Here is a 25,062-nt window from a genome sequence, read left to right on the forward strand (position 1 = left end):
CCTGCTGGTGCTACTGGTCAGACCAGTGTACCGGGTTGGAGGCTGTGTGGGCAGACCATCGCGACAGCTCACCCACGCAGCCGACCGGGCGCGGGTATTCCGCAAGACCGGCAGAACGAAAGCCATCGCCGCGGCGCTGGCGCTGCTGCTCCTGGCGACCGGCTGCTCCGCCGGGTCCAGCGCGAGCGTTTCACCTGGTCCGGACACGCTTTCGGTGGGGATCACCGCGGAACCGTCGAGTTTCGACTTCACCAGCTCCGACGGTGCGGCCATCCCGCAGGCGCTGCTGTACAACGTGTACGAGGGCCTGGTGAAGCTCGATCCCCAGGGCCGGGTGGTGCCGTTGCTCGCGAAGTCCTGGACGATCAGCCCGGACCGGCGGACCTACGATTTCCGGCTCCAGCCGGGAGTGCGGTTCGCCAACGGGGCACCGTTCACCGCCGAGGACGTCAAATTCTCGCTGATGCGCGTGAAGACCGACTGGACGATCTCGCTCAAGTCGGCAATGGACGTGGTCGACCACGTGGACGCGGTCGCACCGGACCACGCACGGGTGGTGCTGTCGAAACCGAGCAACGGCTGGCTGTTCAGCCTCACCGGCCGGGTCGGCGCGATGTTCAGCCCGACCGGCGTTGCCGACCTCGCGAACCACCCGGTCGGCACCGGACCGTACGAGATCGCCTCCCGGCGGCGGGGCGATTCCATCGTGCTGAAGGAGAATCCACGGTACTGGGGCCGCAAACCCGCGTACCGCACGGTCGTGCTGAAGTACTACACCGATCCGACCGCGCTGAACAACGCACTGCTGTCCAACAGCATCGACGTGATCTCGGCACTCACCTCGGCCGATTCGATCCCGCAGTTCCAGGGTGACGACCGGTTCACGGTGCTGCAGGGCACCACCAACAGCGAGGTCACGCTGGCATTCAACAACCGGCGCGCCCCGCTGAACGACGTGCGGGTACGCCAAGCGCTCAGTTACGCGATCGATCGGAAAGCCGTGCTGGACCTGGTGTTCAACGGCCGTGGCACGCTGATCGGCAGCATGGTCCCGCCCACCGACCCTTGGTACGAGGACCTGTCCAAGGCGTACTCATACGACCCGGCGAAGGCGAAGCAGCTGCTCGCCGAGGCAGGCGTGCACGATCTGCAGCTACGGCTGCGGATCCCGAACCTGCCCTACGCGGTGTCGGCCGCGCAGGTGGTGCAGTCGCAGCTCGCCGACGTCGGCGTGCGCACCACGATCGAACCGCTCGACTTCCCGGCGGTGTGGCTCAAGCAGGTGTTCACCGACCACGATTACGACCTGTCGATCATCCAGCACGTGGAAGCCCGTGACATCACCACGTTCGGCAAACCCACGTACTACTGGGGTTACGACGGCAAGCGGGTGCAGCAGCTGCTCGCGTCGGCCGACAGCGGCACTCCGCAGCAGCAGGTGACGGACATGAAACAGGTCGCGCGGCAGCTCTCCGCGGACGCCGCGGCGGACTGGCTTTTCCTGTTCCCCAACGTGATCGTGGCCAAGAAGAAGGTCACCGGCTTCGTGCGCAACCAGGTCAGCGAGTCGTTCGACCTGACCGGGGTGAGGCCGGCATGACTGCGCGGGTGGCCCGGCGCCTTGCCGTGTTCGTGGTGAGCCTGTTCGTGGCGTCGATCGTGGTGTTCCTGTTCATGGCGGTGCTGCCGGGCGATCCGGCACAGGTGGCGCTCGGCGTGAATGCGACGCCGGAGCTGCTGGCGAGGACACGAGCCGAGTTCGGTATCGACCGATCGCTGGTCACGCAGTACCTGAGCTGGATCGGCGGCGTGCTGCACGGTGACTTCGGCCGCTCCTACGTCACGCGGGAGGCGATCACGCCGCAGCTTCTCGACCGGCTCGGCGTCACGTTGTGGCTGGTCGCCGCGGGCATGGTGGTGGCGCTGGTGATCGCGGTGCCGGTGGGTACGTTCGCCGCGGTGCGGCACCGGAAGGCCAGTGGTGCCACGGTTTCCGGGCTGGCGCAGATCGGGATCGCGATCCCGGCGTTCCTCGCCGGCATCATCCTGGTGCAGATCTTCGCGGTGCAGCTGCACTGGTTGCCCAGCGGCGGGTGGACGCCACCGGACCAGGGCGCGGGCGAGTTCCTGCGGGGTCTCGTGCTGCCCGCGTTGTCGTTGGGGCTGGTGCAGGGCGCGGTGCTCACGCGGTACGTCCGCTCCGCGGTGCTCGACACGCTCGGCCAGGACTACCTGCGCACGGCGAGGTCCAAAGGCCTGCTGCCCGGCCAGGCGCTGTACCGGCACGGGCTGCGCAACGCGTCGGTCCCGGTGGTCACGGTGCTCGGCCTGCAGCTCACCACCCTGCTGATCGGCGCGGTGGTGGTGGAGCGGGTGTTCGTGCTGCCGGGGCTCGGCAGCATGCTGCTGGACGCGGTGTCGCAGCGCGATCTGCTGACCGTGCAGGGCATCGTGCTGGTGCTCGTGGCGGGTGTGCTGCTGGTGAACTTCGTGGTCGACGTGCTCTACACGGTGCTCGATCCGAGACTGCGGGGGTCCTGATGCGCCGCAACGGAAACCTCCTGCTCGGCGGCGTGCTGGTCGCGCTCGTGGTGCTGGCGGCGCTGGTGTCGTTCGTCTGGACGCCATATGACCCGGTGCAGGTGAACGCGCCGGACCGGTTGGTCGGCTTCTCCGGCGAGCACCTGTTCGGCACCGACAAGTTCGGCCGCGACGTGTTCAGCCAGATCCTCGTCGGCGCGCGGACCACGTTGTACGTCGGCGTGATCGCGGTCGGCATCGCCGCGGTGCTCGGTACCCCGCTCGGCGTGCTGGCCGCGATGGCACCGCGGTGGCTGGGTGAGTTCGTGATGCGGGTGAACGACCTGGTGCTCGCGTTTCCCGCGCTGCTGCTGGCGATCATGTTCGGGGCGGTGTTCGGGGCGGACACGGTGACCGCGATGACCGCGATCGGCATCGCCACCATCCCGTCCTTCGCGCGGATCGCCCGTTCCGGCGCGTTGCAGGTGCTGAGCAGCGAATACGTGCTGGCCGCGCGGGCCGGCGGCCGGTCGCGCACGCAGATCGCGGCACGACACGTGCTGCCGAACATCTCCGGGCTGCTGATCGTGCAGGCGTCGGTGTCGTTCGCGATTGCCGTGCTGGCCGAGGCGGCGTTGTCCTTCCTCGGGTTCGGCACCCGGCCGCCGACGCCGTCATGGGGACGGATGCTGCAGGAATCGCAGGAGCTGCTCACCGTGCATGCGCGGCTGGCGCTCGTTCCCGGGATCGCGATCGCGGTGGCCGTGCTCGGCTTCAACCTCCTCGGCGACGGGCTGCGCGACCGTCTCGACCCCCGATTGGCGGCGCGGGTATGACGCTGGAAGTGGAACACCTGAGCGTCGCGGACCTCGTGCGCGACGTGTCGTTCGAGGTCGGCGCAGGCGAACGGGTGGGGCTGATCGGGGAGTCGGGCTCGGGGAAATCGCTGACCGCGTTGTCGGTGCTCGGCCTGCTGCCGGACGAGCTGCGTGCCACGGGTTCGGTGCGGCTGGACGGGCAGGAGCTGCTGACCGCGTCCGAGCGGGAGCTCTCCCGGTTGCGTGGCAACGAGATGGCGATGGTGTTCCAGGAGCCGATGACCGCGTTGAACCCGGCGATGCGGATCGGACGGCAGGTCACCGAGCCGTTCCGGGCGCACCGGCCGCCTGGCCGTCCCGCGGCGGAGCTGCTGGACGCGGTCGGGCTGCCCGGCACCGCACGGGCGTATCCGCATCAGCTTTCCGGCGGGCAGCGGCAGCGGGTGGTGCTGGCGATGGCGCTGGCGAACGACCCGTCCCTGCTGATCTGCGACGAGCCGACCACCGCACTGGACGTGACCGTGCAGGCGCAGATCCTTTCGCTGATCAAGACTTCGTTGTCCGCGGAGAGTTCGCTGCTGTTCATCACGCACGACCTGGCCGTGGTCGCGTCGGTGTGTGACCGGGTACTGGTGATGCACGAGGGCGAGATCGTGGAACACGGCTCGACCAGGGACGTGCTGACTTCGCCGCAGCATTCCTACACCCGGCGGTTGCTGGCGGCTTCGGATCTGGAGGCGACACGGTGATCGAGGTCCGGGAACTGGAGCGGCGCTACGCCCGGCGTGCCGTGCACGCGTTGCGTGGCGTCAGCTTCGACGTGTCCGAGGGGCAGCGGTTCGGCATCGTCGGCGAGTCCGGCTCCGGCAAGTCCACTTTGGTCCGGTTGCTTGCCGCGCTCGACCGGCCCAGCGCCGGCACGATCACGTTCCGGGGCAAGCGGATCGACCACCTGCCGGAGCGGAAGCTGCGCTTTCTCCGCGAGCAGGTGCAGATCGTGTTCCAGGATCCGATGGGCTCGCTGGACCCGCGGATGCGGGTGCGGGACATCGTGTCCGAACCACTCGGCCGGCGGGCTCCGGAGCGGGTGTCGGAACTGCTGGCGGCCGTCGGGCTGCCGCCGGATGCGGCCACCCGGTACCCGCACCAGTTCTCCGGCGGGCAGCGGCAGCGGATCTCCCTCGCGCGGGCACTCGCGCCGCGGCCGAGCGTGTTGATCGCCGACGAGCCGGTGAGCGCGCTGGACGTCTCGGTACGTGCACAGATCCTCGACCTGCTCGCCCGGCTGGTCGACGAATTCTCGCTCACGTTGATCTTCGTGTCGCACGACCTCGGCGTGGTGCGGCACGTGTGCGACCGCGTCGCGGTGATGCGGCGCGGCGAGATCGTGGAACTCGGCGACGTCGAGCAGGTCTACTCGGCGCCGGAGCACGCCTACACCCGTGAGCTGCTGGCGGCCGCGCCGAACCTGCGCGGTGAGCTGGCCCGGTTGAAGGGAGAAGCGGATGCCTGAGTACCCCGACGGCCTGCCGATCGGCTCCGGTTGGCTGTCCACAGTGGATTCAACGGACGTGGTTTTCCCCTACGACGGTTCGGTGATCGGCCGTGTGCCGGTCGGCACCGCCGAGCTGGCGACGCGTGCGGTCGACGAGGCGGTGGCGGTGGCTCGCGAAGTGGCGGCACTGCCGTCCCGGACACGGCGTGCGTTGCTCAACGACGTCGCAGCTTCGCTTCGCGAGCATCGGGCCGAATTCGAACGGCTGCTCGTGCTGGAGACTGAGAAGCCGCTCGTCGACTGCCGGGTGGAAGTCGCGCGCGCGATCGTCACCTGGGAGGCTGCGGCCGAGGAGGTGTCGCGGCTGCACGGCGAGACCGTGCCGCTGGACCTGCTGCCCTCCGGCGACGGCTTGGTCGGGTTCTGGAAGCGCAAGCCGATCGGCGTGGTGGTCGGCATCGCCGGGTTCAACTACCCGCTGCTGCTGGCGTCGCACAAGATCGCGCCGGCGCTCGCGGCTGGGTGCCCGGTGGTGGTGAAGCCCGCGCCGCAGACACCGCTCGCGACGTTGTGGCTGGTGCACCTGGTGCGCACGCACACCGAGCTGCCCGCGGCGGTGCAGCTGGTCACCGGTGACGCGTCGGTCGGCTCGGCGCTGGTCACCGACCGGCGGGTCGGCGCGGTCTCGTTCACCGGCTCCGCCGCGGTCGGTCACCGGATCGCCCGGGATGCCGCGCCCACGAAAACGTTGCTGGAGCTGGGTTCCAACGCCGCGTTGGTGGTCGCCGCCGATGCCGACCTCGACGCGGCTGCCGATGCCGTGCTGCGCGGCGGGTTCTACGCGTCCGGGCAGGCGTGCATTTCCGTGCAGCGGGTGCTGGTCGATTCGTCGGTGGCGGCGCAGTTCACCGACCGGGTGCTCGCGCGGCTCGCCTCGGTCTCCGTCGGCGATCCGCGCGAGGAAACCACGAGGGTGTCGAAGCTGATCGATGCACGGTCCACTGCCCGGGTCGCGGAGTGGGTCGACAAAGCGACTGCAGCCGGTGCGCGGGTGCTGGCGGGCGGTTCGCTGCAGGACGGCGTGCTGGAGCCGACGGTGCTCGCGGACGTGCCCGACGGTGTCGAATGCTGGGACGAGGAGATCTTCGGTCCGGTCGTCTGCCTGCGCACGGTGTCCGGTGTGGACGAAGCGTTCGCCGCGGTCAACGCCTCGCGCTACGGGCTGCACGCGAGCGTGTACAGCCGCTCGCTGGAGACCGCGTTCCGGGCGCTGGACGAGCTGGAGGTGGGCGGCGTCGTGGTGAACGAAGTGCCCGGCTTCCGCTCCGACACCATGCCCTACGGCGGGGTGAAGGATTCTGGCATCGGCCGTGAAGGACCGCGGTTCGCCGTGGAGGAACTGACCGTGACGAGGATGGCGGTGCTGCGCCCGTGAACTACGCCGATCTGTTCCGGATGGACGGCCGCCGCGCCGTGGTGCTCGGCGGCGGAAGCGGCATCGGCCGGGAGGCGGCGCGGGCGTTGGCTGCGCACGGTGCTTCGGTGGTCTGCGCGGACCGTGACGTGGCGGCCGCGCAGGAGACCGGCGTCGGCGAGGCGTACGAGATCGACCTGCTCGAACCCGGTGCGGTGGCGCGTGCGGCGGCGGACCTCGGCGATCTCGACGCGGTGGTGCTGACCGCCGGGGTGAACGTGCGCAAGCGGCTGCTGGACTACACGCGGGAGGAATTCGACCGGGTAGTCGCGCTGAACCTCGGCGTCGCGTTCGAAGTGTTGCGGGCATTCGGTGAGCCGATGGTCGCGCGCGGGCGCGGAAGCATCATTGGGTTCTCGTCGATCCGCGGCACCACGGTGGAGCCTGGGCAAGGTCCGTACGCGGCCACGAAGGGCGGTTTGGTGCAGCTGTTCCGCACGGCCGCTGCCGAGTTCGGGCCTGCCGGTGTACGCGTGAACGCGATCGCACCTGGCGTCGTGGAGACACCGTTGACCGCGCAGATCAAGGCTCAGCCGGACTGGTACGCGGCGTACGCGGAGAAGGGCGCACTCGGCCGTTGGGCGCGCGCGGACGAGCTGGCCGGCGCCGTCGTGTACCTCGCTTCGGGCGCTTCGACGTTCGTGACCGGCTCCGTGCTGGCTGTGGACGGTGGTTGGACTGCAGTCGACGGACGGTTCGAACCACCTGCTTCGTGAATTGGAGGTTGCGATGACCGAATTGGCTGACCTCACCGCCGGTGAGCTGGTGGCGGGGTATCGCGAGGGGACGTTCTCGCCGGTCGAAGTGACCGAAGCGGTACTCACGCGGGTCGATGCCCGCGAACCAGAGCTGCACGCGCTGTATGCCTACGACGCTGCTTCGGCTCGCGAAGACGCGAAGGCGTCCGAAGTGCGTTGGCAGGCGGGCGAACCGGCAGGGCCGATCGACGGTGTGCCGTTGACGCTGAAGGAGAACATCGCAACGCGCGGCACGCCTGTCCCGTTGGGTACTGCTGCGACAGCCCTGACGCCAGCTGTTGCCGATGCACCGGCTGCAGCCCGCGTACGCGAGTCAGGCGCGGTACTGCTGGCGAAGACGACGATGCCGGACTACGGCATGCTCACGTCGGGACTGTCGAGCTTTCACGTCGCTTCGCGCAACCCGTGGGACCGCACGCGCACGCCAGGTGGTTCGAGCGCCGGAGCAGCGGCGGCTGCCGCGGCGGGCTACGGACCCCTGCACGTCGGCACCGACATCGGTGGCTCGATCCGGCTGCCGGCCGGCTGGTGCGGTCTCGTCGGCCTGAAGCCGAGTTTCGGCCGGGTGCCGGTGGATCCGCCGTTCCTCGGCCGCGTGATCGGACCGCTGACCAGGACCGTCGCCGACACCGCGCGGCTGATGAGCGTGCTCGCACTGCCGGACGAGCGGGACCATCTGAGCCTGCCGCCGGAAACCATCGAGTGGTCAGCGCTGGAAAGCTCACTGTCCGGCCTGCGCGTCGGACTGCAACTGTCCGCCGGGGTCGGGCTGGACGTGGAACCGGCGGTGGCCGAGGCCGTGACGGAAGCCGCCCGGCGCTGCGAGGCCGCCGGCGCCGTGGTCGAGCCCGTGGAACCGTTCCTGACCCGCGAACTGCTGTCCGGTCTCGACCGCTTCTGGCGGGTACGGGCGTGGTCGGACATGGCGGCGCTACCGGCCGACCGCCGGGCGCGCATCCTGCCCTACATCGCCGAATGGGCCGCCGGCGCGGAATCCGTGTCCGGAGTGGACGCCTACCTCGGCTTCGCCGCCATCGACCGGCTCAGCGCGGCAACCCTGCGCGCCACCGCCGCCTACGACCTCGTGCTGTCGCCGACCTGTCCGGTGTCCGCCCCGCCAGCGGACTGGCCTTCCCCGACGAACGACCCGGCACGCCCGTTCGAGCACATCGGGTTCACCGTCCCGTACAACATGTCGGGCCAGCCGTCGGTCTCGCTGAACTGCGGCTACACCCCGGAAAACCAGCCGATCGGCTTGCAGATCACCGGCCGCCGCTTCGCCGACCTGAAGGTCCTGCAGGCCGCCGCGGCGTTCGAACAACTACGCGGCCCGCAACGCCCATGGCCGATCACCGCAGCGGGTTCCCGCTGAGCACAGCCAGCTCCTCGGCGACTTCGGAGATCGACAACCGCACCTTGCCGAGGTCGGCGCGGAGCCGACCGTGCAACTCCCAGCCGAGTTCGTGGTCGCGACTGCCGATCCCGGGTGGACGGAGTTCGTGGTGCTGGTCGAGCCGGGTGTGCCAGTAGGTGAGGAACGGGCCGAGGATCTCGTCCTGCAGCCGCCGGATGAGCGTCGCCAGGCCGGGCCGCACCGGAGTCGACGGCCGGAGCGCGTCCGGGTCCACCGCGTCCCCGACCAGGCGGATCCGGTCGAACAACGTGTGCAGGGAACTCAACGCGCTGCGCAGCAACCCCTCCCCGGCAGGGAGTTCCCGCAACGGGACCCGGCTGGTGAGCTCGTTCAGGATCCGGTGCGCGGCCCGGCGCTCCTCGTCGTCCAGCGCCGAGCGGACCCGGGCACGCAGCACCCCGTGCCCCGGCCGTGCGCGGTTCGCCAGCACGCCCAGCGCCGCCTCGCGGAGCCGTTCCGTGCGAGCCGGTCGCGGATCGGACCGGCGAAGTGCGAGCTGGAACGATTTCGGCAGTACGAATTCCTCACCCTGCGGTGATCCGGCGAGCAGCCCCGCGCTCACCAGGCCGGTGACCACCTCTGCCACCGCGCCGTACCGTTCTCCCCTGGTGCCGCCGTCCACTTCGGAAAGCACATCGGCGAGCAGTGCGGCGGTGAGCGGCGCGGGCGCGGCCGACCAGCAGATCCGGAGCGCGTCCCAGGCCGGCTCACCGAGTTTGCCGACCGCTGCGACCACGCGTTCGGCCACCGGTTCCAGCAGCGGCGACCGCAGGCCGTGCAGCCGATCGAGCATTGTCGTCTCGGAACCGGAGAACTGCTCGACGAGCCCACGCGCGAGGCCGGTACTGCCCTCGGCGACCTGCCGAAGCGCGGGGGTCAGCGGCAGCTCGTGCTCCCGCAGGTCGGTCAGTTCGATCGCGGTGCCCAATGCGGCAAGCCGCTGATCACGGGTCAGCACCAGACAGGCAACCCCGTCCGGCAACCCGACGGCCGTCGCCGGTACGTCGTCGAGCACCACGAGGTCCCCGGGCTCCGCGGTGCCCGGAGCATCCCAGTGCACCGTCCGGTGAGTCCGCCCGAACAACTGCACGTACTCGCGGGCGAGTGAGGTTTTGCCGATCCCGATGACTCCGTGCACCACCGCCACTCCACCAGCACCGAGCACCGCGTGCAGCTGCCACAGCTCGGCCCACCGCCCGGCGAACTTTCCCGGTCCGACCAGCCGTTTCGACGAGGGGGTGAGTCCGATGGTGCCCTCGGTGCCGGCAACGCGTTCCCGTACCGCCTCGACCAGAGCTTCGAGTGCGGTGCTCGTCGCGGGGTGCCCTGGCAACAGCATGTCGAGCACCTGCCGAGGAGCCAGGTGATCGGTCCCCGGCTCGGGATTCACCACGAGGAGCCGCTCGAAGGGCTGCCGCCCGGCGAGAAACGCGGTGGTGAACTCCTCCTGGCAGGCGACCCGGGTGCCGTAACTGCGGCTGTAGTAGGCGAGCAACAGCCGGGAGCCGCTCAGCGCGATCCGCACCCGGTCCGAAATGGACTCGAACTGCCGGATGCTCTCGGTGTCCAGGAACACCCGCACGCCCGCGGCGGTGAGCGCGTCCGCGATGCGGCCCACCGCAGCCGCGTCCGCTCGGTCGTAACTGACGAAGACATCCCAATCCGGCACGCGGCCCTCCCTCCGCGGCGGCTGCCGAGCACACCGCCGCCACCTAGAATGCCGAACATGAGCACGTCCGAGCGAGTTGAGCAGTCACTGGCCTGGGAACTGCACGTCGAACTGGCCAGCCGGATCACCTCGGTCACCCTTGGCCCGGAAGAGGGGCTGCTGTCGGAAGCACTCGACAGCCTCTACTGCGTCTTCGAGACCGCCCGGCACGCGCTGGCGGCGCACCCACCGCAACGGGCGCTCGTCGAGGATTCCCTGCACCAGGTCGTGTTCCGGCTGCTCAACCAGGGATTGCGACCGTTCCTGAGCCGGTGGCATCCACGGCTGGACGCCTACCACGCCCGCCGTCCCCAGCACGTCTCCCGGCTGGACCACGAGCTGGCCTGGGCACAGGCCGGGCAGCTGCGTGCGGAACTCGCCGAACTGCAGGTCCTGCTCCGCGACGTGACCGAACGGCTGGCCGAACTCGCCGGTGCGGGCTCTCTTCTGCCGGCGGTGCGCTGATGGCCCGGCGCGTGCCCCGTGAGATCGGGATCAAGCTGAAGCTGCCGTTCGTCGGCGAGGTGAGCGGCAACTGGGCTCCGGAACAGGCGGAGCGGAAAGCTGCGTGGGAGCTGTACGTCGAGCTGTCGACCCGGATTTCGGTCGTCCCGCTCGGCCGTGACGAGGGACTCGCCAGGGGTGCACTGACCAGCCTGTACACCCTCTTCGGCAGCACCCGCGAGATCCTGCGCAAGCACGGTCCGGCGACCAGCCCGCGCAAAGGCCCTGATGAGTTCACCCTGGGGAAGCTGGCGCTCACCGTCCTCACCGTGGTGCGCCCGGTGACGGCCTACTGGCATCCGCAGCTGGAGGCGTGGGAAGTCAAGCGTGCCACGGACGCCGGCCCGATCGACCACGAGAACGCGTGGGAGCGCATCGACGAACTCCGCGCGGCAATCGAGACGGTCCGGCAGGGACTGCAGGAAGTGGCCGAAGCGCTCGCCGAAGTGGCCGGCGCGGCACCGCTCACTCCGGACTCCCGGCTCCTGGGTAACCTCCGAAAACAGCGGGGGGGGGGTGAGCGCCTGAAGGCCTTGTGCCACAGCGCTCAGCGGCCGTCGCTCGCCGCCTGATCCGGGTCTACTTCGGACTGATCGCCTCCGCCAGTGCTAGTACTCGGCGGGCGTTGTCCACGTGCAGGTTTTCGATCATCCGGCCGTCCACGGTCACCACGCCGCGGCCTTCTGCGCTGGCCTGTTCGAACGCGGTGATCACCCGGCGGGCGTGGTCGATTTCCTCGGCCGACGGGGCGAAGATGCGGTTGCTCGGTGCCACCTGCGACGGGTGGATCAGCGTCTTCCCGTCGAACCCGAATTCCCTTCCCTGACGGCATTCCGCTTCGAAACCGGGGACGTCCTTCACGTCGTTGTACACACCGTCGAGGATCACCTTCCCGGTTGCGCGGGCGGCCAGCAGGCACAGGGACAGACCGCCGAGCAAGGGGGCCCGGCCGGGGACGAATTCCGCGTGCAGTTCCTTCGCCAGGTCGTTCGTGCCCAGCACCAGTACGGTCAGCCGGTCGGACGCGGCGGCGATCGACTCCGCGTGCAGCATCGCGACCGGGGTTTCGAGCATTGCCCAGATCTTCGTGTGCTCGGGGGCTCCGCCGAGTTCCAGTGCGCGCTCGATGTTGTGCACTTCCGCCGCGGAATTCACCTTCGGCACCACCACCGCGGCCGGGCCGGCGGCAGCCGCCGCGCGCAGGTCGGCGTCGTGCCATTCGGTGTCCAGACCGTTGACCCGGATGGTCACCTCGCGGCTGCCGTACGAATCCACCGCGGCACACACGCGTTCCCGCGCGGCTTCCTTCGCGTCCGGGGCGACGGCGTCCTCCAAGTCGAGGATCAACGCGTCCGCAGGCAGCGTTTTCGCCTTCTCCAACGCACGTTCGTTCGCACCGGGCATGTACAGCACCGAGCGCCGCGGGCGCAGCTCCGTCATGACTGGATCTCCTTTGTCGCGGCGTCGTACGCGGCAGCCAGTTCCGGATCGTCCGCGGCCAGCTCTTCGGCCAGTTCGACGACCACCCGGCACTGCTTCACCGAAGCGTCGTCCTGCATCTTCCCGTCGATCATCACCGCGCCCGTGCCGTCACCCATTTCGGCGATCACGCGGCGGGACCACGCCACGTCCTCGGGAGCGGGCGAGAACACCTTCTTCGCGATGTCGATCTGCACCGGGTGCAGGCTCCACGCACCGACGCAGCCGAGCAGGAACGCGTTGCGGAACTGGTCCTCGCACGCCACCACGTCGCGGATGTCCCCGAACGGCCCGTAGTACGGCAGGATGCCGTGCATCGCGCACGCGTCGACCATCCGCGCGACCGTGTAGTGCCACAGGTCCTGCTGGTAGGTCGTGCGGCCCTCGGCGAGGTCCTCGCCGACCGGGTCGGTGCGCACCAGGTAACCCGGGTGCCCGCCGCCGACGCGAGTGGTCTTCATCCGGCGGCTCGCGGCCAGATCCGCCGGGCCCAGCGAAATGCCCTGCATGCGCGGGCTGGCACCGGCGATCTCCTCGACGTTGGCCACCCCGCTCGCGGTCTCCAGGATCGCGTGCACCAGCAGCGGCTTCGTCAGCCCGGCACGTGCCTCGAGCTGGGCCAGCAGCCGGTCGACGTAGTGGATGTCCTGCGCGCCCTCGACCTTCGGCACCATGATCACGTCCAGCCGGTCGCCGACCTCGGTGACCAGCGTGCTCAGGTCGTCGAGCACCCACGGCGAATCGAGGCTGTTCACCCGGGTCCACAGCTGCGTACGGCCGAAGTCGGTGGCCTTGGCGACGGAAACCAGCCCGGCCCGCGCGGCCTCCTTGCGGTCGGCGCGCACGGCGTCCTCGAGGTTGCCGAGCAGCACGTCGACCTTGCCCGCGAGGGACGGGATCTTCGCCGCCATCTTCTCGTTGCCGGGATCGAAGAAGTGGATCATCCGGGACGGCCGGACCGGGATCTGCCGCAGTGGCTGCGGCGCCCCCACGGCGAGCGGGGCGAAGAAGTCCTTCGGCGAACGCATGCTGGCCCTCCCGGCAGGTGTGCAACTGATGGGTAACCCTAATCCGGCGCGTCCGGACCCGGCTGCGGTGAAGCTCACCGCCACTCGGGTGACGGCGCTGACCTGCGAAGTCCACAGTGGATACGGCACGGATTGCACCGAACGGTCTAACCTGCTGCTCCGTTCGCCGAGCTCGCCACCGGTCCCCGGGTAACCCCCCGAGGGCATTCCGTAACACCACTCAACCCCTGCTCACTCGGTTGGCGGCACGGTCGGGCTGAAGTCGAACTACCGCCCACCGACCGGTCACCGACCGCTGAGCGCCGCCGATCGCAGACGCTTCCGCTACCTGCAGATCCTGCGCCGCCGCGCTGGTAGGCAGGTCATGTGCCGGTTTTCAGCAGGCACCCCGGGGTACAGGTGAATGAAGGAGGCGGAGTCGTGGCGGCTACACCACAGAACACCGAGCGCTCGACGGTGGCTGGTGGCGCGAAGCGCAGCCGGTCGATGCCGAGCCGGGTGCTGCCGCCGATCGAGCTCCCCGCGAGCGCCGACGAGCTGGCGCGCAAGGCCGCCGCCCTGCTGGGCTGGAACGGCGTTGTGCTGCCGGTGACGACACTGCTCGGCCGCAAGGTCGCCGTCGTCGCCAAGCTTCGTACCGACGTGCACGCGGAGCGGATCGCGATGGGTGTCGGTCCCGTCGCCGATCGCGCCACCGTCGACACCTGGACCTGGCCAGAGCTGGCTGCGACCGCACCCGCGCCGGCCGCCGAGATCATCGGCGTCCTCGCGGTCGCCCGGCACTGGCGCACCGCGATGGCCTCCGCGGTTCCGTTCGCACGCTACGGCGAGGCCGCGATGGTGCTGCCATCGCTCGCCGTACTGTCCGAGGACTACGTCGCCAACTGCCTGCCGCGGGCCCGTGCCTACGGCCTCGCGGTGGTCTCCGCCGACCCGAACGCGACGACCGACCTCGACCTCGAGGGGCGCACCGAGCGCATCCTCCTGCCGGAGGACCCGGTGTCGCGCTGGGTCAACGAGATCGCCTACGACCAGCTGCTGCACGCCGATCTGGCGGCAACCGAGACGGACTGACCCGGGCGGCGGCCCGCGCTCGGCACTACAGTCGGACGTATGCGAGTCGTCATTGCCGGAGGACACGGTCAGATCGCCCTGCACCTGGAGAAGCTGCTCGCGCAGCGACACGACGAGCCGGTCGGCATCGTGCGCAACCAAGACCACGAACCGGACCTCACCGCGGTCGGCGCCGAGACCGTGCTGCTCGACCTCGAGAAGTCCGATGTGGACTCGGTGGCGAAGGTGCTGGAGGGTGCGGACGCCGCGGTGTTCGCCGCGGGTGCGGGTCCCGGTAGCGGCGAGGCCCGCAAGGACACCGTCGACCGAGCGGCTGCGGTGCTCTTCGCCGATGCCGCCGGACGGGCTGGGGTACGCCGGTTCGTGCAGGTCGGCTCCATGGGCGCGGACAACCCGGACGCGCCCGGTCTCGACCCGGTGTTCGCCAAGTACCTTCAGGCTAAGCAGGCCGCGGAAGAGGATCTGAAGAGCCGCGATCTCGAATGGACGATCCTGCGGCCCGGCGCGCTCACCAACGAGTCCGGTACCGGGCGGGTGAAAATCGCCGAGAAGACCGGTCGTGCGAGCGTGCCGCGCGAGGACGTCGCCGCTGTGCTGCTCGCCCTGCTCGACACCCCCGCCACGGCCGGGCGCACGCTCGAACTGATTTCCGGCGACGACTCGATCGAGGACGCGCTCTCGGCCCTCTAGGATCGCCGTCGTGCGGGACATCGCGGTTTTCAGTGGTAGTGCCCATCCGGAACTGGCGACGGAAATCTGTGCTCAGCTCGGCGTGCCGTTGCTGCCGGTGCAGATCGACCGGTTCGCCAACGACTGCCTCCAGGTCCAGCTGCAGGCCAACTGTCGCGAGCGCGACGTCTTCCTGATCCAGCCGCTGGTCACGCCGGTGCAGGAGCATCTGGTCGAACTGCTGCTGATGCTCGACGCGGCCCGCGGCGCCTCGGCCGCCCGCACCACCGCGGTGATGCCGCACTACTCCTATGCGCGTTCGGACAAGAAGGACGCGCCGCGGATCTCCATCGGTGGCAGGCTGGTGGCCGACCTGATGGTCACCGCAGGTGCGAGCCGCGTGCTGACCATGACTCTGCACTCGCCACAGGTACACGGGTTCTTCAGCGTGCCCGTCGACCACCTGCACGCACTGCACGAGCTGGCCAAGCACTTCCGGGAGTACGACCTGTCGCACACCACCGTCGTGTCGCCCGACCTCGGCAATGCGAAGGAGGCGGCGCACTTCGCGCGGCTGCTCGGCGCGAAGGTCGCGGCGGGGGCGAAACAGCGCTACGCCGACGACCGGGTGCAGATCACGTCGGTGATCGGCGAGATCACCGGACGCGACGTGATCGTGCTCGACGACGAGATCGCCCGCGGCAGCACCGTGCTGGAGCTGCTCGACCGGCTCCGCGAGCTGGCGCCCCGGTCGATCAGGGTGGCTTGTACACACGGGTTGTTCGCGGACAAGGCACTGGACCGGATCGGCAGCCAGGAGGACGTGCTGGAGATCGTGTGCACCAACACGGTCCCGATCCCGGTCGAGGAACGCACGGAGAAGCTGCGGATCCTGTCCATCGCACCGGCGATGGCCGAGGCGATGCGGCGGATCCACGACGGGCAGTCGGTCAGCTCGCTGTTCGAACCCGCCTGAAGTCCTTACCGGGCACCGAGAACGCGATCCAGATAGGTGTTGGTGAACGTACCGGCCGGGTCGCATTCCTTTCGTACCCGCAGAAAATCGTCGAAGTGCGGGTATCGCGTTCGCAGTGCGTGCACGTCCAGGTCGTGCATCTTGCCCCAGTGCGGGCGGCCGCCGACCTGGTCGACGATCGCGGCGAAGCCGGCGAAGTACTCGCGGTAGGGCATACCGACGAACTGGTGGATGGCCAGGTACGCGGTGTCGCGGCCGTTCGCGGTGGACAGCCAGATGTCGTCGCCCGCGGCCACCCGCACCTCCACCGGGAACATCACCGGATCGGCCAGCCGCGGCACCAGCGCCCGCAGTTCGGCGAGCACGTCGTGCAGGGCTTCGCGCGGGATGGCGTACTCGGATTCGACGAACCGGACCCCGCGATGGGTCACGAACACCCGGTGCGACAGATCGGAGTATTCGCGGGCGGACAGCACCTGCGCGGCGAACCCGCCGAGCGGCCGCACCAGCTTCGGGAACACCCGACCGATCCGGCAGATCCCGCCGAACGCCACGTTCTCCGTCAGTTCGTAGTCCACGAACTGACGCATCCGGGACAGTGGTGTGCGCGCGGCGTCCAGTGGCAGCCGATTGTTGCGCTTGACCAGTGCGTTGCGCCCGTAGGGGAACCAGTAGAACTCGAAGTGGTCGTTGGCTGCCGCGGATTCGTCGAAGCCCTCGAGTACCTGTTCCAGCGGCTCGGGCCGCTCCTGTGCGGACAGCACGAACGACGGTTCGCACTGCAGTGTCACGGTGCTCAGCACACCCAGCGCGCCGAGGCCGACGCGGGCGGCGTGGAACAGGTCCGGGCGCTCGTCGGCCGAGCAGCTGACCACCGATCCGTCGGCGAGCACCAGCTGCAGCGCGACGATCTGGGTGGAGATACCGCCGAAGCGGGCGCCGGTGCCGTGCGTGCCGGTGGAGATCGCGCCGGCGACGGTCTGCGCGTCGATGTCGCCGAGGTTCGTCATGGCGAGGCCGATGCCGTCGAGTGCGGCGTTGAGCTGCCGCAGCGTTGTGCCCGCGCGGACGGTGACCTGCTGAGTTTCCAGGTCGGCCTGTTCGATCCCGGTCCAGCCGGACAGGTCCAGTGCGTCCGAATCGGTGGCCGCGATGGCGGTGAACGAGTGGCCGCTGCCCAGCGGGCGCACCCGGTGCCCGGCGGCGGACACCGTACGCACGACGTCGGAGATCTCCGCCGTGCTGCGTGGCCGGTGCACCCGGCTCGGCGTGGCCTTCACCGTCCCGGCCCAGTTGGTCCACGGAGTCATGCGGGTACCCGTTCGTCGCGTCGGCAGTGTGGTCTTCACGGTAGTTCGTCGCAGCAGGTCCCAGCACCGTAAGTGAATAGTATTCGCGTTTCAAGCGGTGTTGTCGTACCGTGAGTGCGTGACCACCAGTGCGCACGGGTACGACCTCGCGACCAAGGACCTGGATCCGCCGTTCGCGGTCGTCGACCTGGACGCATTCGACGCGAACGCCGACGACCTCCGGCGCCGGGCCGCGGGCAAGCGGATCCGGGTGGTCAGCAAGTCGGTGCGGTGCCGTGCGCTGCTGGAGCGGGTGCTCGCGCGCGACGGCTTCGAGGGCCTGATGTGCTACTCGCTCGCGGAGGCGGTGTGGCACGTCGAGCAGGGCACCACCGACGACATCGTGGTCGCCTATCCGACCGCCGACCACGAAGCGTTGCGCCGGCTGGCTGCGAACGACCGCGCGCGGGCGGCAATCACCATCATGGTCGATTCGACCGACCATCTCGACCTGGTGGACGCCGCGCTCGGACACGGACATCCGGACATCCGGGTGTGCCTCGAACTCGACGCGTCGTGGCGGCCGCTGCCGGGAGTGCACGTGGGCACGCGGCGGTCGCCGGTGTTCACCGCGCGCGATGCGGTCAGCTTCGCCCGCGAGATCGTGGCGAGGCCGGGGTTCACGCTGACCGGGGTGATGGCCTACGAGGGCCAGATCGCCGGACTCGGCGACGCTGCGGGCAGCGGCCTGCAGAACCGGGTGATCCGGTGGATGCAACGGCGTTCGGCGGCCGAACTGGCTCGCCGCCGCGGTGCGGTGGTGCGTGCCGTGCGGAATCTGGCCGACCTGGAATTCGTCAACGGCGGCGGCACCGGGAGCATCGAGACGACCGGTGCGGAGGACGTGGTCACGGAGATCGCGGCCGGTTCGGGACTGCTCGCGCCCACGCTGTTCGACGGCTATTCGCGCTTCCACCTGACCCCTGCGGCGTTGTTCGCACTGCCCGTGGTGCGCCGTCCGTCCCGCAATGTCGCGACGTTGTTTTCCGGTGGGTACATCGCTTCGGGCCCGGCCGGCCAGTCACGCGTGCCGTCCCCGTACCTGCCGGAAGGGTTGCGGCTACTCGGTTTCGAGGGCGCCGGAGAGGTGCAGACACCGGTCACCGGCACCGCCGCCCGCGCACTGCGGCTCGGCGACCGAGTCTGGCTCCGCCACGCGAAAGCAGGCGAACTGGCCGAACGGTTCACCGAATACCACCTGCTGAGCGGTGGTCAGCGCGACCGCACCGTCCCGACGTACCGCGGCGAGGGGCAGAACTTCGGCTGACCGGCCGTGCGGAGACACCGCCGGGCCGCGCAGAAGCCGGGTGGCTTCGGAAGCCGGGCTGAGCGGAAAGCGGGCGGCTCCGGAAGCGGTCTACTCGCCGAATCGGCTCGCCAGGTACCCCTTCACCACGTCCTTCGCCTCGGCGACGATGCGCTCGTCGCCCTGCGGGTCGCGGCGGAAGGCGAACTTCAGCAGCGCGTCCGCGGTTTCGTTGGCGATCGCGATGGCGAAACGGAGCTCGTCGGCAGGGCGTTCGACGTGCACCCGCAGGATCTCCACCAGCGAATCGACGATCACCGAGTTGTTGTCGCGCTCTTCGTCCAGCAGCTGCAGGTCGATCACGTCGCCGAAGTGGACCTTCGAAAAGCCCGGGACCTCGCGGTGCATCTGCAGGTAGATGTCGAGCACCGAGTCCACGATGTGCCACCAGTGCTCCGGGCTGAGCTCCTGCAGCCGCTCGTTCACCGCGGCCACGAAACGTTCCAGGTTCCGCTGCGTCAGCGCCTGCACGACCGCGCGTTTGTCCGGGAAGAACTGGTACAGCGAACCCACCGCGACACCGGCGCGCTTGGCGATCAGCGTGGTGGTGAGCGCGTCGTACCCGAGCTCGTCGATGAGTTGCGCGCTGGCGTCCAGCATCTGCTCCACCCGGCGCGCACTGCGCTGCTGCATGGGCTTGCGCCGGAGCGGGGTGGGCTCAGCCTGGGTGTCGGCCACTTGGTTCCTCGGACTTTCTCCCGAAACACTCATCCGGTGCGGGACTTTAGCGCCCTTGATGGCTTCCCCCTCGTCGAGTGACGGCCTAGTATATGAGAACTTTTCACGTTCGCCCGTCCGGGTGGCCGACGGAGAAGGCCCGGTGCTTTCGCCGCCACCACCCTCAACGCCGGCGGCCGCGCCGTGCAGAAAGGTGATCAACGTGGACCACCCGACCTTCCCGCCCGGCTTCCTGTGGGGTGTCTCGACCTCGGCGTTCCAGATCGAGGGGGCCACTGCCGACGGCGGCCGCGGACCGTCCATCTGGGACACCTTCACCGCGGCTGAGGGCAAGATCGCACGTGGTGAGGACGCCAAGGTAGCGGCCGACCACTATCACCGCTACCCGGAGGACGTCGCCTTGATGGCGGAACTCGGCGTCGGTGCGTACCGGATGTCCTTCGCATGGCCACGGATCCAGCCGGACGGGACGGGACGGCCGAACGCCGAGGGTCTTGCCTTCTACGACAAGCTGCTCGACGAGGTCTGCGCGGCCGGTATCGCCCCGGTCGGCACGCTGTACCACTGGGACACCCCGCAGGCGATCGAGGACGCGGGCGGCTGGCTCTCCCGTGACACCGCGGACCGGTTCGCCGACTACGCCGCGATCCTCGCCGAGCACTTCGCCGACCGGGTGCAGCAGTGGATCCCGCTCAACGAGCCGATGGTCATGTCGATTTACGGTTACGGCATCGGCGAGTACGCACCCGGGCAGCTCCTGCTGCTCGACGCCCTGCCGACCGCGCACCACCAGAACCTCGCGCACGGCCGGGCCGTGCAGGCCCTGCGCGCGGCTGGTGCGACCGGCATCGGCACCGCCAACAACCACTCGCCGATCTGGCCCGCCCGCGATACCCCGGGCGACCTCGCCGCCGCCGACTGGCTCGATGCACTGCTCAACCGCACGTTCGCGGACCCGGTGCTGCTGGGCAGTTACCCCGAGCAGGTCCACCCGCACCTGCCGGAGAACTTCGCCGACGACCTGGCCGTGATCGCGCAGCCGCTGGACTTCTACGGCGTCAACTACTACGAACCCCAGGGCGTCACCGCACCCGTCGAGGGCAATCCGCTGCCGTTCCAGCTGCGGGCGGTCGAGGGGTACCCGATGACCACCAACGATTCGCCGGTCGTGCCGGAGGGATTGCGCGAACTGCTGGTGTCCTTCCACGAGCGCTACCGCGAGCACCTGCCGCCGATCCAGATCACCGAGAACGGCTGCAGCTTCGCCGACGAGCCCGGCCCGGACGGCCGGGTGCACGATCCGGAGCGCATCGACTTCCTCGCGAACCACTTGCGGGCCGTGCGGGAAGCCATGGATGCCGGGGTGGACGTGCGCGGATACTTCGTCTGGTCGTTGCTGGACAACTTCGAATGGTCCAAGGGGTACGCGCCGCGGTTCGGGCTCGTGCACGTGGACTACGAGACACAGCGCCGCACGCCGAAGGATTCCTTCGCCTGGTACCGGAAGCTGGTGCGCGATGAGTGAAACCACTGCGGCCGGCCTGCCTGCCGCGCTTGCCGAACCGGTCGAGCGCGTGCGGGCCGGGTGGATGAGCCTGCTGTTCTTCGCGAACATCGCACTCTGGCTCGGCGTCTACGCGCCGATCCAGGTGCTGCTGCCGCAGCAGGCCGAGCTGCTCGACGGTGCGCACAAGGAGGCTGTCTTCGGCGTGGTCACCGGGGTCGGCGCCGCGGTCGCGCTGGTCGCGAACCCGGCGATCGGGCTGCTGTCGGACCGCACGTGCTCGCGGTTCGGCCGGCGGCACCCGTGGACGGTGGCCGGCGCGCTGCTCGGGGCGGCCGGGCTGCTGGTGCTCGCGGAGGCGCCGAACGTGCTGCTGATGACCGTCGGCTGGTGCCTGGTCCAGGCCGGGCTCAACGGGATGCTCGCGACGCTGATGTCCGGCATCGCCGACCGGGTGCCGGTACGGCAGCGCGCCCAGGTGGGCGGGCTGGTCGGGATCGCGCAGATGCTCGGCACCGTGCTGGGTGCAGTGGTCGTGGTGGTGATGCTGGATCTGGCCGGTCTGCCACTGGGCTACGCGGCGTGTGCGGCGATCGTGCTCGTCGGCGCCGCTGCATTCGTGCTGCGCACCCCGGACGCCCGGCTCCCGGTGCAGTTCCGGCCGAGCGGACGGCTCCGCGAGGTGCTGGCGAACCTGTGGGTTTCCCCGCGCAGGCATCCGGACTTCGCGTGGGCATGGGGTTGTCACTTCATGATCAACCTCGGCAACGCGTTCGGCACGCTGTACCTGCTGTTCTTCCTCAAGGACGCGGTGCACTACCCGGATCCGGACTCCGGGCTGTTGATCATGATGGGGCTCTACGGCGTGGCACTGGTGATCGGTGCCCTGCTGGCCGGGCACTTCTCCGATGCCTCCGGACGGCGTAAACCGTACGTGCTGGTCTCGGCCGCGGTGATGGCGTTGGCCGCGTTGCTGCTGGTGGGGTGGCAGACGTGGCCGGTCGCGCTCGTCGCGTCGCCGTTGCTGGGGGTGGGGTTCGGCATCTACATGGCGGTCGCGCTCGCGATGCTGACCCAGGTGCTGCCCGCCGCGCAGGACCGGGCGAAGGACCTCGGCGTGGTGAACATCGCGAACTCCCTGCCGCAGGTGGTCGCGCCGCTGCTGACCACGCTGATCCTGCGCTGGCTCGGCGGCTATCCCGGACTGTTCGCGGCTTCCGCAGTCGCCACCCTGCTCGCCGCGGTCTTGGTCACGCGGGTGCGGGCGGTGCGCTGAACGTGGAACCGCGGGCCGGTGCCGGTCGGGGGAGGGGAGTGCAACGGCACCGGCCCGCGGAGCTCAGGTTCGCTACCCGCGGGTAGCGCGGGTGCGATGATCTTCAACCTAGCGTCGGATTACTGCGTTCGCTAGGTGTTCCGCCGAAAATTTTAGATTAATCGCAGAAGGTGGGGTCGCCGAGAGCAGATTTCGTCGCGCTCGGGGGTGCGGACGGAATCTGCCCTCGGCGAGGCAAGGTGCCGGGCAGTCACCGGAAGGGGGCGTCCAGGTGCCGCGCACTCTCCTGCCCTGGGTGAAACGCGAACCGATCAGCGGGTCGGACGATGATCGGCCGGGGGTCGGGCGCCGACCGGTCGGGGGTCAGCCGGCGCCCGAGTCTCGGGGTCCTGCGGGTGACCGGTCGCGCTGACCGGTCACCGGTGCCGGATGGCGGTGCGTTCTCCGGCACCGGTGGTGCGGGGGGCCGGTCGGCTGGGCGGGGGGACCAGCCGACCGGCCGGGGAACCGGTGGTTCAGGCGGTGACCGGTCGCGGGGTGACCAGTGCGTGCCTGCCGGTGGTCTCGGCGGGGGACGGCCGTTCGGCTCGCCGGGTCTGGCCGGGGACTCCGGGGACGAGGCCTCGGCGGTGGGCCGGGTTGGGTCCGGTGGACACGGCCTGCGGGGAGAGGCCGCCCGCGACGAGGTGCTCGTGCGCCACCTGCCACACCGAGCACGGCGCCTTGCAGCGGTGCCACCTGGTCGAGCAGGTGGGGCAGTCACCACGTTCGTCCGGTTCGTGGGCCTGCAGCATCGCCCGCCAGCCCTCGGCGAGCCGGGGCAGTTCCGAGCGGGCGACTGAGACGAGTGACGGTGCATCGGCACGCTCCGCCAGCTCGGTCAGCATGTCGAGGCGTTCCCAGACCGCGTTGCGGAGGACCTGCCCGAGTACCTGATCCATGGAGAAGCTCACCGTTACCTTTCCGCCAGTTTGGCGGCTTCGTTGAGCGCGGCGCGGAGTTGGCCGAGCTGACCGGAGGTGAGGCGCGCGGTCTCCCCTGGCGGGGACACCACCACGACCTCGTCGTCCTCGACGAACACTGTGACGGCCCGTTCCCGGCTGATGAGGTCGCCGCACTGCACGCGCCACACCAGCTGGCCACCTTCGTAGTGCCGGACCCCCGAGGTGCGGGGATCGGCGGTGGGCGGAACCGAGCGGGACGCCGTGGCGATTCCCTGGGCACCCGGGGCGGTCGGCCGGACGGACCGCACCGCGGTCCCGGCTTGTCCTCCACCGAGCGAGTCCACGAACTCCACTGGCCCTCCACGCTCTCTCGTTCCGGGTGCACCTTGCGGGATGCACATCCGTCGGCAGATCTGTGTTGTCGGGTTCATCGCTCTCCGTGATCGCTGCCGGTGTCCGGGCGGTGACGGAGATCTGACAACTACAGTGAAGTGAAACCGGGTGCGAGAGAAGGTCGAAACTGCGTCATAGCGGTGACCGGGCGGGGTTCCACGGTAAGCGGTCAGTGGAGTTCGGCTGGGCCGATCAGACCCGCTGTCCGCTCGTTTCACAAGGTTCTCGCAGAGTGCTTAGGGTGCCAGCAGACGCCCGAAAGACGGTGAGGGTGCGCAATGGACGCCAGTACTGGCAGTGGATCCGGGTTCCCCGGCGCTGAGGTCCGGCCGGGCAACCCGGTCCCGCCCGAGGCATGGGAACAACCCGAGATGCGGGAGGCACTTGCCGCCCGCGAGGTCAGTGCCGTGTACCGCCTGTTGCGCAAGCACGGAGTGTCGCAGCGCCAGATCGCCGCGATGACCGGCCAGTCGCAGTCCGAGGTGTCGGAGATCCTCAAGGGTCGCCAGGTCATGGCCTACGACGTCCTCACGAGAATCGCCGACGGCCTGGGTGTCCCCCGTGGATACATGGGTCTCGCCTATGACGAGACCACGGCGATACGGGTCGTCGGCGCTGCCGACGGCCGGCAGGCTGAGGAGGACGAGTCCGTGAAGCGACGGAGGTTCCTCGCGCACGCCGCCCAGGTCACGATGGGTGCGGCGGTGTTCGGTCCGGAATCAGGGACGTGGTCGGAAGCTCCCGCGCGGACGCCCGCACCGGGGCGCATCGGGATGACCGACGTGCGCCAGGTGGAGGCGGCGACCAGAGCCCTGCGCTCGCTCGACTACCAGTACGGCGGCGGGTTCTGCCGCGACGCCGTCGTCGCGCAGCTGACCTGGGGTCAGCAGATGCTCGACTCCAGTGCCGCCGACCCGGTGAAGCAGCGCCTGTTCACCGCGATCGCCGACCTGCACAGCCTCGCCGGCTGGACGTCCTTCGACACCGGGCTGATGGACTCCGCGCGCGGGCACTTCGCGCAGGCGCTCGACCTGGCCAAACAGGGTGAGAGCCATCCGCTGGTCGCCAACGTGCTGTACCGGATGGGCCGCGTCTACCTGCACCAGGAAGCGCCGAACGACGCGCTCAAGCTCTTCCAGCTCGGTCAGATCGCAGCCCAGGAATCCGGTTCGGAGCTCGCCGTCGCGGTGCTGTGCGCCAACGAGGCGTGGGCCTACGCGATGATGGGCAACGAGGACCAGGCGGTGAAGCTGCTCGGCCGCAGCAAGGACGAGTTCACCCGCGCCGACGTCGCCAACGCAGAGTCCTGGGTGAAGTTCTTCAACGAGACCGACGTCTACGCGATGACCGGCACCGTGCACACCGTGCTGGCGCAGAAGAACCCCGAGCACACCAAGTACGCGATTCCCGCGCTGACCAGGGCGGTCGACGCCTACACCGACGATATGGCGCGCAGCAAGACGTTCATGCTCAGCGCGCTGGCCACCAACCACCTGCTCGACGGCGACATCGACCACGGCGTGCGGATCGGCGGCAAGGCGATCGAGACCGCGGAGAGCATCAAGTCCGAGCGGGTCAAGGACCGGATGCGCCCGATGCAGGTGGAGGCCGAACGGCGGCGCAACAACGCGGACGCCAGGGACCTCGCCGACCGGCTCAAGATCTTCTACGCCGCCTGAACGAATCAGCCGACCC

At 69.5% G+C, this 25,062-nt stretch carries 24 protein-coding genes; 17 read left to right on the forward strand and 7 right to left on the reverse strand.

Translation table 11 applies throughout. From position 1 onward, the window contains the following. Nucleotides 1-124: 124 nt before the first annotated feature. Genes ABD793_RS09225 through ABD793_RS09260 form a run of 8 tightly spaced genes read left to right on the forward strand, consistent with a single transcriptional unit; the run spans nucleotide 125 to nucleotide 8,437 of the window. Nucleotides 125-1,600 (forward strand): ABC transporter substrate-binding protein, encoded by a 1,476-nt coding sequence (locus ABD793_RS09225; RefSeq protein ID WP_425548677.1) that lies wholly within the window; start codon nucleotides 125-127, stop codon nucleotides 1,598-1,600. Next, complete coding sequence (locus ABD793_RS09230) at nucleotides 1,597-2,541, forward strand: ABC transporter permease (RefSeq protein WP_344857596.1); 945 nt, start codon at nucleotides 1,597-1,599, stop codon at nucleotides 2,539-2,541. Before ABD793_RS09225 ends, ABD793_RS09230 begins: the two co-directional genes overlap by 4 nt. Further along, on the forward strand, nucleotides 2,541-3,356 hold the full coding sequence (locus ABD793_RS09235) for an ABC transporter permease (RefSeq protein WP_344857598.1): 816 nt from the start codon (nucleotides 2,541-2,543) through the stop codon (nucleotides 3,354-3,356). The genes ABD793_RS09230 and ABD793_RS09235 overlap by 1 nt, the downstream gene beginning before the upstream one ends. Further along, entirely contained in the window at nucleotides 3,353-4,087 is a 735-nt protein-coding gene (locus ABD793_RS09240; RefSeq protein ID WP_344857600.1) for an ATP-binding cassette domain-containing protein, read from the forward strand. Before ABD793_RS09235 ends, ABD793_RS09240 begins: the two co-directional genes overlap by 4 nt. Continuing rightward, on the forward strand, nucleotides 4,084-4,851 hold the full coding sequence (locus ABD793_RS09245) for an ABC transporter ATP-binding protein (protein WP_344857602.1): 768 nt from the start codon (nucleotides 4,084-4,086) through the stop codon (nucleotides 4,849-4,851). Before ABD793_RS09240 ends, ABD793_RS09245 begins: the two co-directional genes overlap by 4 nt. Beyond that, nucleotides 4,844-6,268: an aldehyde dehydrogenase family protein gene (locus ABD793_RS09250; protein ID WP_344857604.1), complete on the forward strand. Its 1,425-nt coding sequence runs from the start codon at nucleotides 4,844-4,846 to the stop codon at nucleotides 6,266-6,268. Before ABD793_RS09245 ends, ABD793_RS09250 begins: the two co-directional genes overlap by 8 nt. Continuing rightward, nucleotides 6,265-7,023, forward strand: a complete 759-nt coding sequence (locus ABD793_RS09255) for an SDR family NAD(P)-dependent oxidoreductase (RefSeq protein WP_344857605.1) — start codon at nucleotides 6,265-6,267, stop codon at nucleotides 7,021-7,023. The genes ABD793_RS09250 and ABD793_RS09255 overlap by 4 nt, the downstream gene beginning before the upstream one ends. Nucleotides 7,024-7,036: 13 nt before the next feature. Next, nucleotides 7,037-8,437, forward strand: a complete 1,401-nt coding sequence (locus ABD793_RS09260) for an amidase (protein WP_344857607.1) — start codon at nucleotides 7,037-7,039, stop codon at nucleotides 8,435-8,437. Here the strand turns inward: ABD793_RS09260 and ABD793_RS09265 are convergent. Continuing rightward, entirely contained in the window at nucleotides 8,415-10,148 is a 1,734-nt protein-coding gene (locus ABD793_RS09265) for a TIR domain-containing protein (protein WP_344857609.1), read from the reverse strand. The genes ABD793_RS09260 and ABD793_RS09265 overlap by 23 nt on opposite strands. Nucleotides 10,149-10,205: 57 nt before the next feature. Between ABD793_RS09265 and ABD793_RS09270 the strand changes: the two genes are divergently transcribed. Both ABD793_RS09270 and ABD793_RS09275 read left to right on the forward strand, forming a co-directional pair. After that, entirely contained in the window at nucleotides 10,206-10,652 is a 447-nt protein-coding gene (locus ABD793_RS09270) for a hypothetical protein (protein ID WP_344857611.1), read from the forward strand. After that, the gene (locus tag ABD793_RS09275; RefSeq protein ID WP_344857613.1) at nucleotides 10,652-11,263 is read left to right on the forward strand and encodes a hypothetical protein; all 612 of its coding nucleotides are present in this window, start codon (nucleotides 10,652-10,654) and stop codon (nucleotides 11,261-11,263) included. The genes ABD793_RS09270 and ABD793_RS09275 overlap by 1 nt, the downstream gene beginning before the upstream one ends. A 7-nt stretch (nucleotides 11,264-11,270) precedes the next feature. Here ABD793_RS09275 and ABD793_RS09280 read toward each other — a convergent pair whose 3' ends face one another. Beyond that, nucleotides 11,271-12,131 carry an HpcH/HpaI aldolase/citrate lyase family protein gene (locus tag ABD793_RS09280; protein WP_344857615.1) on the reverse strand — a complete coding sequence of 287 codons (861 nt, stop codon included), beginning with the start codon at nucleotides 12,129-12,131 and terminating at the stop codon, nucleotides 11,271-11,273. Then, nucleotides 12,128-13,198: an HpcH/HpaI aldolase/citrate lyase family protein gene (locus tag ABD793_RS09285; protein ID WP_344857617.1), complete on the reverse strand. Its 1,071-nt coding sequence runs from the start codon at nucleotides 13,196-13,198 to the stop codon at nucleotides 12,128-12,130. The genes ABD793_RS09280 and ABD793_RS09285 overlap by 4 nt, the downstream gene beginning before the upstream one ends. A gap of 420 nt (nucleotides 13,199-13,618) precedes the next feature. On the opposite strand from ABD793_RS09285, the gene ABD793_RS09290 reads away from it, so the two are divergent. Genes ABD793_RS09290 through ABD793_RS09300 form a run of 3 tightly spaced genes read left to right on the forward strand, consistent with a single transcriptional unit; the run spans nucleotide 13,619 to nucleotide 15,917 of the window. Next, nucleotides 13,619-14,272, forward strand: coding sequence for a hypothetical protein (locus ABD793_RS09290; RefSeq protein ID WP_344857619.1), 654 nt, complete (start codon nucleotides 13,619-13,621; stop codon nucleotides 14,270-14,272). Between the two features lie 39 nt (nucleotides 14,273-14,311). Further along, nucleotides 14,312-14,962, forward strand: a complete 651-nt coding sequence (locus ABD793_RS09295) for an NAD(P)H-binding protein (RefSeq protein WP_344857621.1) — start codon at nucleotides 14,312-14,314, stop codon at nucleotides 14,960-14,962. A 10-nt stretch (nucleotides 14,963-14,972) separates the two neighbouring features. Then, a complete protein-coding gene (locus tag ABD793_RS09300; protein WP_344857623.1) occupies nucleotides 14,973-15,917 on the forward strand; it encodes a ribose-phosphate diphosphokinase in 945 nt (314 codons plus the stop codon). Nucleotides 15,918-15,922: 5 nt separating this feature from the next. On the opposite strand, the gene ABD793_RS09305 is transcribed toward ABD793_RS09300, so the two are convergent. Continuing rightward, entirely contained in the window at nucleotides 15,923-17,227 is a 1,305-nt protein-coding gene (locus ABD793_RS09305) for a D-arabinono-1,4-lactone oxidase (RefSeq protein WP_344857625.1), read from the reverse strand. Nucleotides 17,228-17,345: 118 nt separating this feature from the next. Between ABD793_RS09305 and ABD793_RS09310 the strand changes: the two genes are divergently transcribed. Continuing rightward, on the forward strand, nucleotides 17,346-18,533 hold the full coding sequence (locus ABD793_RS09310; RefSeq protein ID WP_344857627.1) for an amino acid deaminase/aldolase: 1,188 nt from the start codon (nucleotides 17,346-17,348) through the stop codon (nucleotides 18,531-18,533). 90 nt (nucleotides 18,534-18,623) lie between these two features. Here the strand turns inward: ABD793_RS09310 and ABD793_RS09315 are convergent, their stop codons facing one another. Next, nucleotides 18,624-19,283: a TetR/AcrR family transcriptional regulator gene (locus ABD793_RS09315; RefSeq protein WP_344858102.1), complete on the reverse strand. Its 660-nt coding sequence runs from the start codon at nucleotides 19,281-19,283 to the stop codon at nucleotides 18,624-18,626. Between the two features lie 169 nt (nucleotides 19,284-19,452). Between ABD793_RS09315 and ABD793_RS09320 the strand changes: the two genes are divergently transcribed. Next, complete coding sequence (locus ABD793_RS09320) at nucleotides 19,453-20,775, forward strand: GH1 family beta-glucosidase (RefSeq protein WP_344857628.1); 1,323 nt, start codon at nucleotides 19,453-19,455, stop codon at nucleotides 20,773-20,775. Further along, complete coding sequence (locus ABD793_RS09325; RefSeq protein ID WP_344857630.1) at nucleotides 20,768-22,030, forward strand: MFS transporter; 1,263 nt, start codon at nucleotides 20,768-20,770, stop codon at nucleotides 22,028-22,030. The genes ABD793_RS09320 and ABD793_RS09325 overlap by 8 nt, the downstream gene beginning before the upstream one ends. Before the next feature lie 515 nt (nucleotides 22,031-22,545). Here ABD793_RS09325 and ABD793_RS09330 read toward each other — a convergent pair. Together ABD793_RS09330 and ABD793_RS09335 are read right to left on the reverse strand one after the other, a co-directional pair. Beyond that, complete coding sequence (locus tag ABD793_RS09330) at nucleotides 22,546-22,971, reverse strand: hypothetical protein (protein ID WP_344857632.1); 426 nt, start codon at nucleotides 22,969-22,971, stop codon at nucleotides 22,546-22,548. Between the two features lie 14 nt (nucleotides 22,972-22,985). Next, nucleotides 22,986-23,327 carry a hypothetical protein gene (locus ABD793_RS09335; protein ID WP_344857634.1) on the reverse strand — a complete coding sequence of 114 codons (342 nt, stop codon included), beginning with the start codon at nucleotides 23,325-23,327 and terminating at the stop codon, nucleotides 22,986-22,988. A gap of 318 nt (nucleotides 23,328-23,645) precedes the next feature. On the opposite strand from ABD793_RS09335, the gene ABD793_RS09340 reads away from it, so the two are divergent. Further along, a complete protein-coding gene (locus tag ABD793_RS09340; protein WP_425548672.1) occupies nucleotides 23,646-25,046 on the forward strand; it encodes an NsdA family TPR-like regulatory protein in 1,401 nt (466 codons plus the stop codon). Nucleotides 25,047-25,062 lie beyond the last annotated feature (16 nt).

It is taken from the genome of Amycolatopsis ultiminotia, from assembly GCF_039536925.1.
In the GTDB taxonomy this organism is placed as follows: Bacteria; Actinomycetota; Actinomycetes; order Mycobacteriales; family Pseudonocardiaceae; genus Amycolatopsis; species Amycolatopsis ultiminotia.

Coding starts and splice junctions, on each gene's coding strand:
- ABD793_RS09230 (WP_344857596.1), top strand. CDS start 1,597: ATGACTGCGCGGGTGGCCCGGCGCCTTGCCGTGTTCGTGGTGAGCCTG.
- ABD793_RS09325 (WP_344857630.1), top strand. CDS start 20,768: ATGAGTGAAACCACTGCGGCCGGCCTGCCTGCCGCGCTTGCCGAACCG.
- ABD793_RS09240 (WP_344857600.1), top strand. CDS start 3,353: ATGACGCTGGAAGTGGAACACCTGAGCGTCGCGGACCTCGTGCGCGAC.
- ABD793_RS09305 (WP_344857625.1), bottom strand. CDS start 17,227: ATGACTCCGTGGACCAACTGGGCCGGGACGGTGAAGGCCACGCCGAGC.
- ABD793_RS09275 (WP_344857613.1), top strand. CDS start 10,652: ATGGCCCGGCGCGTGCCCCGTGAGATCGGGATCAAGCTGAAGCTGCCG.
- ABD793_RS09250 (WP_344857604.1), top strand. CDS start 4,844: ATGCCTGAGTACCCCGACGGCCTGCCGATCGGCTCCGGTTGGCTGTCC.
- ABD793_RS09270 (WP_344857611.1), top strand. CDS start 10,206: ATGAGCACGTCCGAGCGAGTTGAGCAGTCACTGGCCTGGGAACTGCAC.
- ABD793_RS09285 (WP_344857617.1), bottom strand. CDS start 13,198: ATGCGTTCGCCGAAGGACTTCTTCGCCCCGCTCGCCGTGGGGGCGCCG.
- ABD793_RS09260 (WP_344857607.1), top strand. CDS start 7,037: ATGACCGAATTGGCTGACCTCACCGCCGGTGAGCTGGTGGCGGGGTAT.
- ABD793_RS09340 (WP_425548672.1), top strand. CDS start 23,646: ATGGACGCCAGTACTGGCAGTGGATCCGGGTTCCCCGGCGCTGAGGTC.
- ABD793_RS09280 (WP_344857615.1), bottom strand. CDS start 12,131: ATGACGGAGCTGCGCCCGCGGCGCTCGGTGCTGTACATGCCCGGTGCG.
- ABD793_RS09295 (WP_344857621.1), top strand. CDS start 14,312: ATGCGAGTCGTCATTGCCGGAGGACACGGTCAGATCGCCCTGCACCTG.
- ABD793_RS09330 (WP_344857632.1), bottom strand. CDS start 22,971: ATGGATCAGGTACTCGGGCAGGTCCTCCGCAACGCGGTCTGGGAACGC.
- ABD793_RS09315 (WP_344858102.1), bottom strand. CDS start 19,283: ATGAGTGTTTCGGGAGAAAGTCCGAGGAACCAAGTGGCCGACACCCAG.
- ABD793_RS09235 (WP_344857598.1), top strand. CDS start 2,541: ATGCGCCGCAACGGAAACCTCCTGCTCGGCGGCGTGCTGGTCGCGCTC.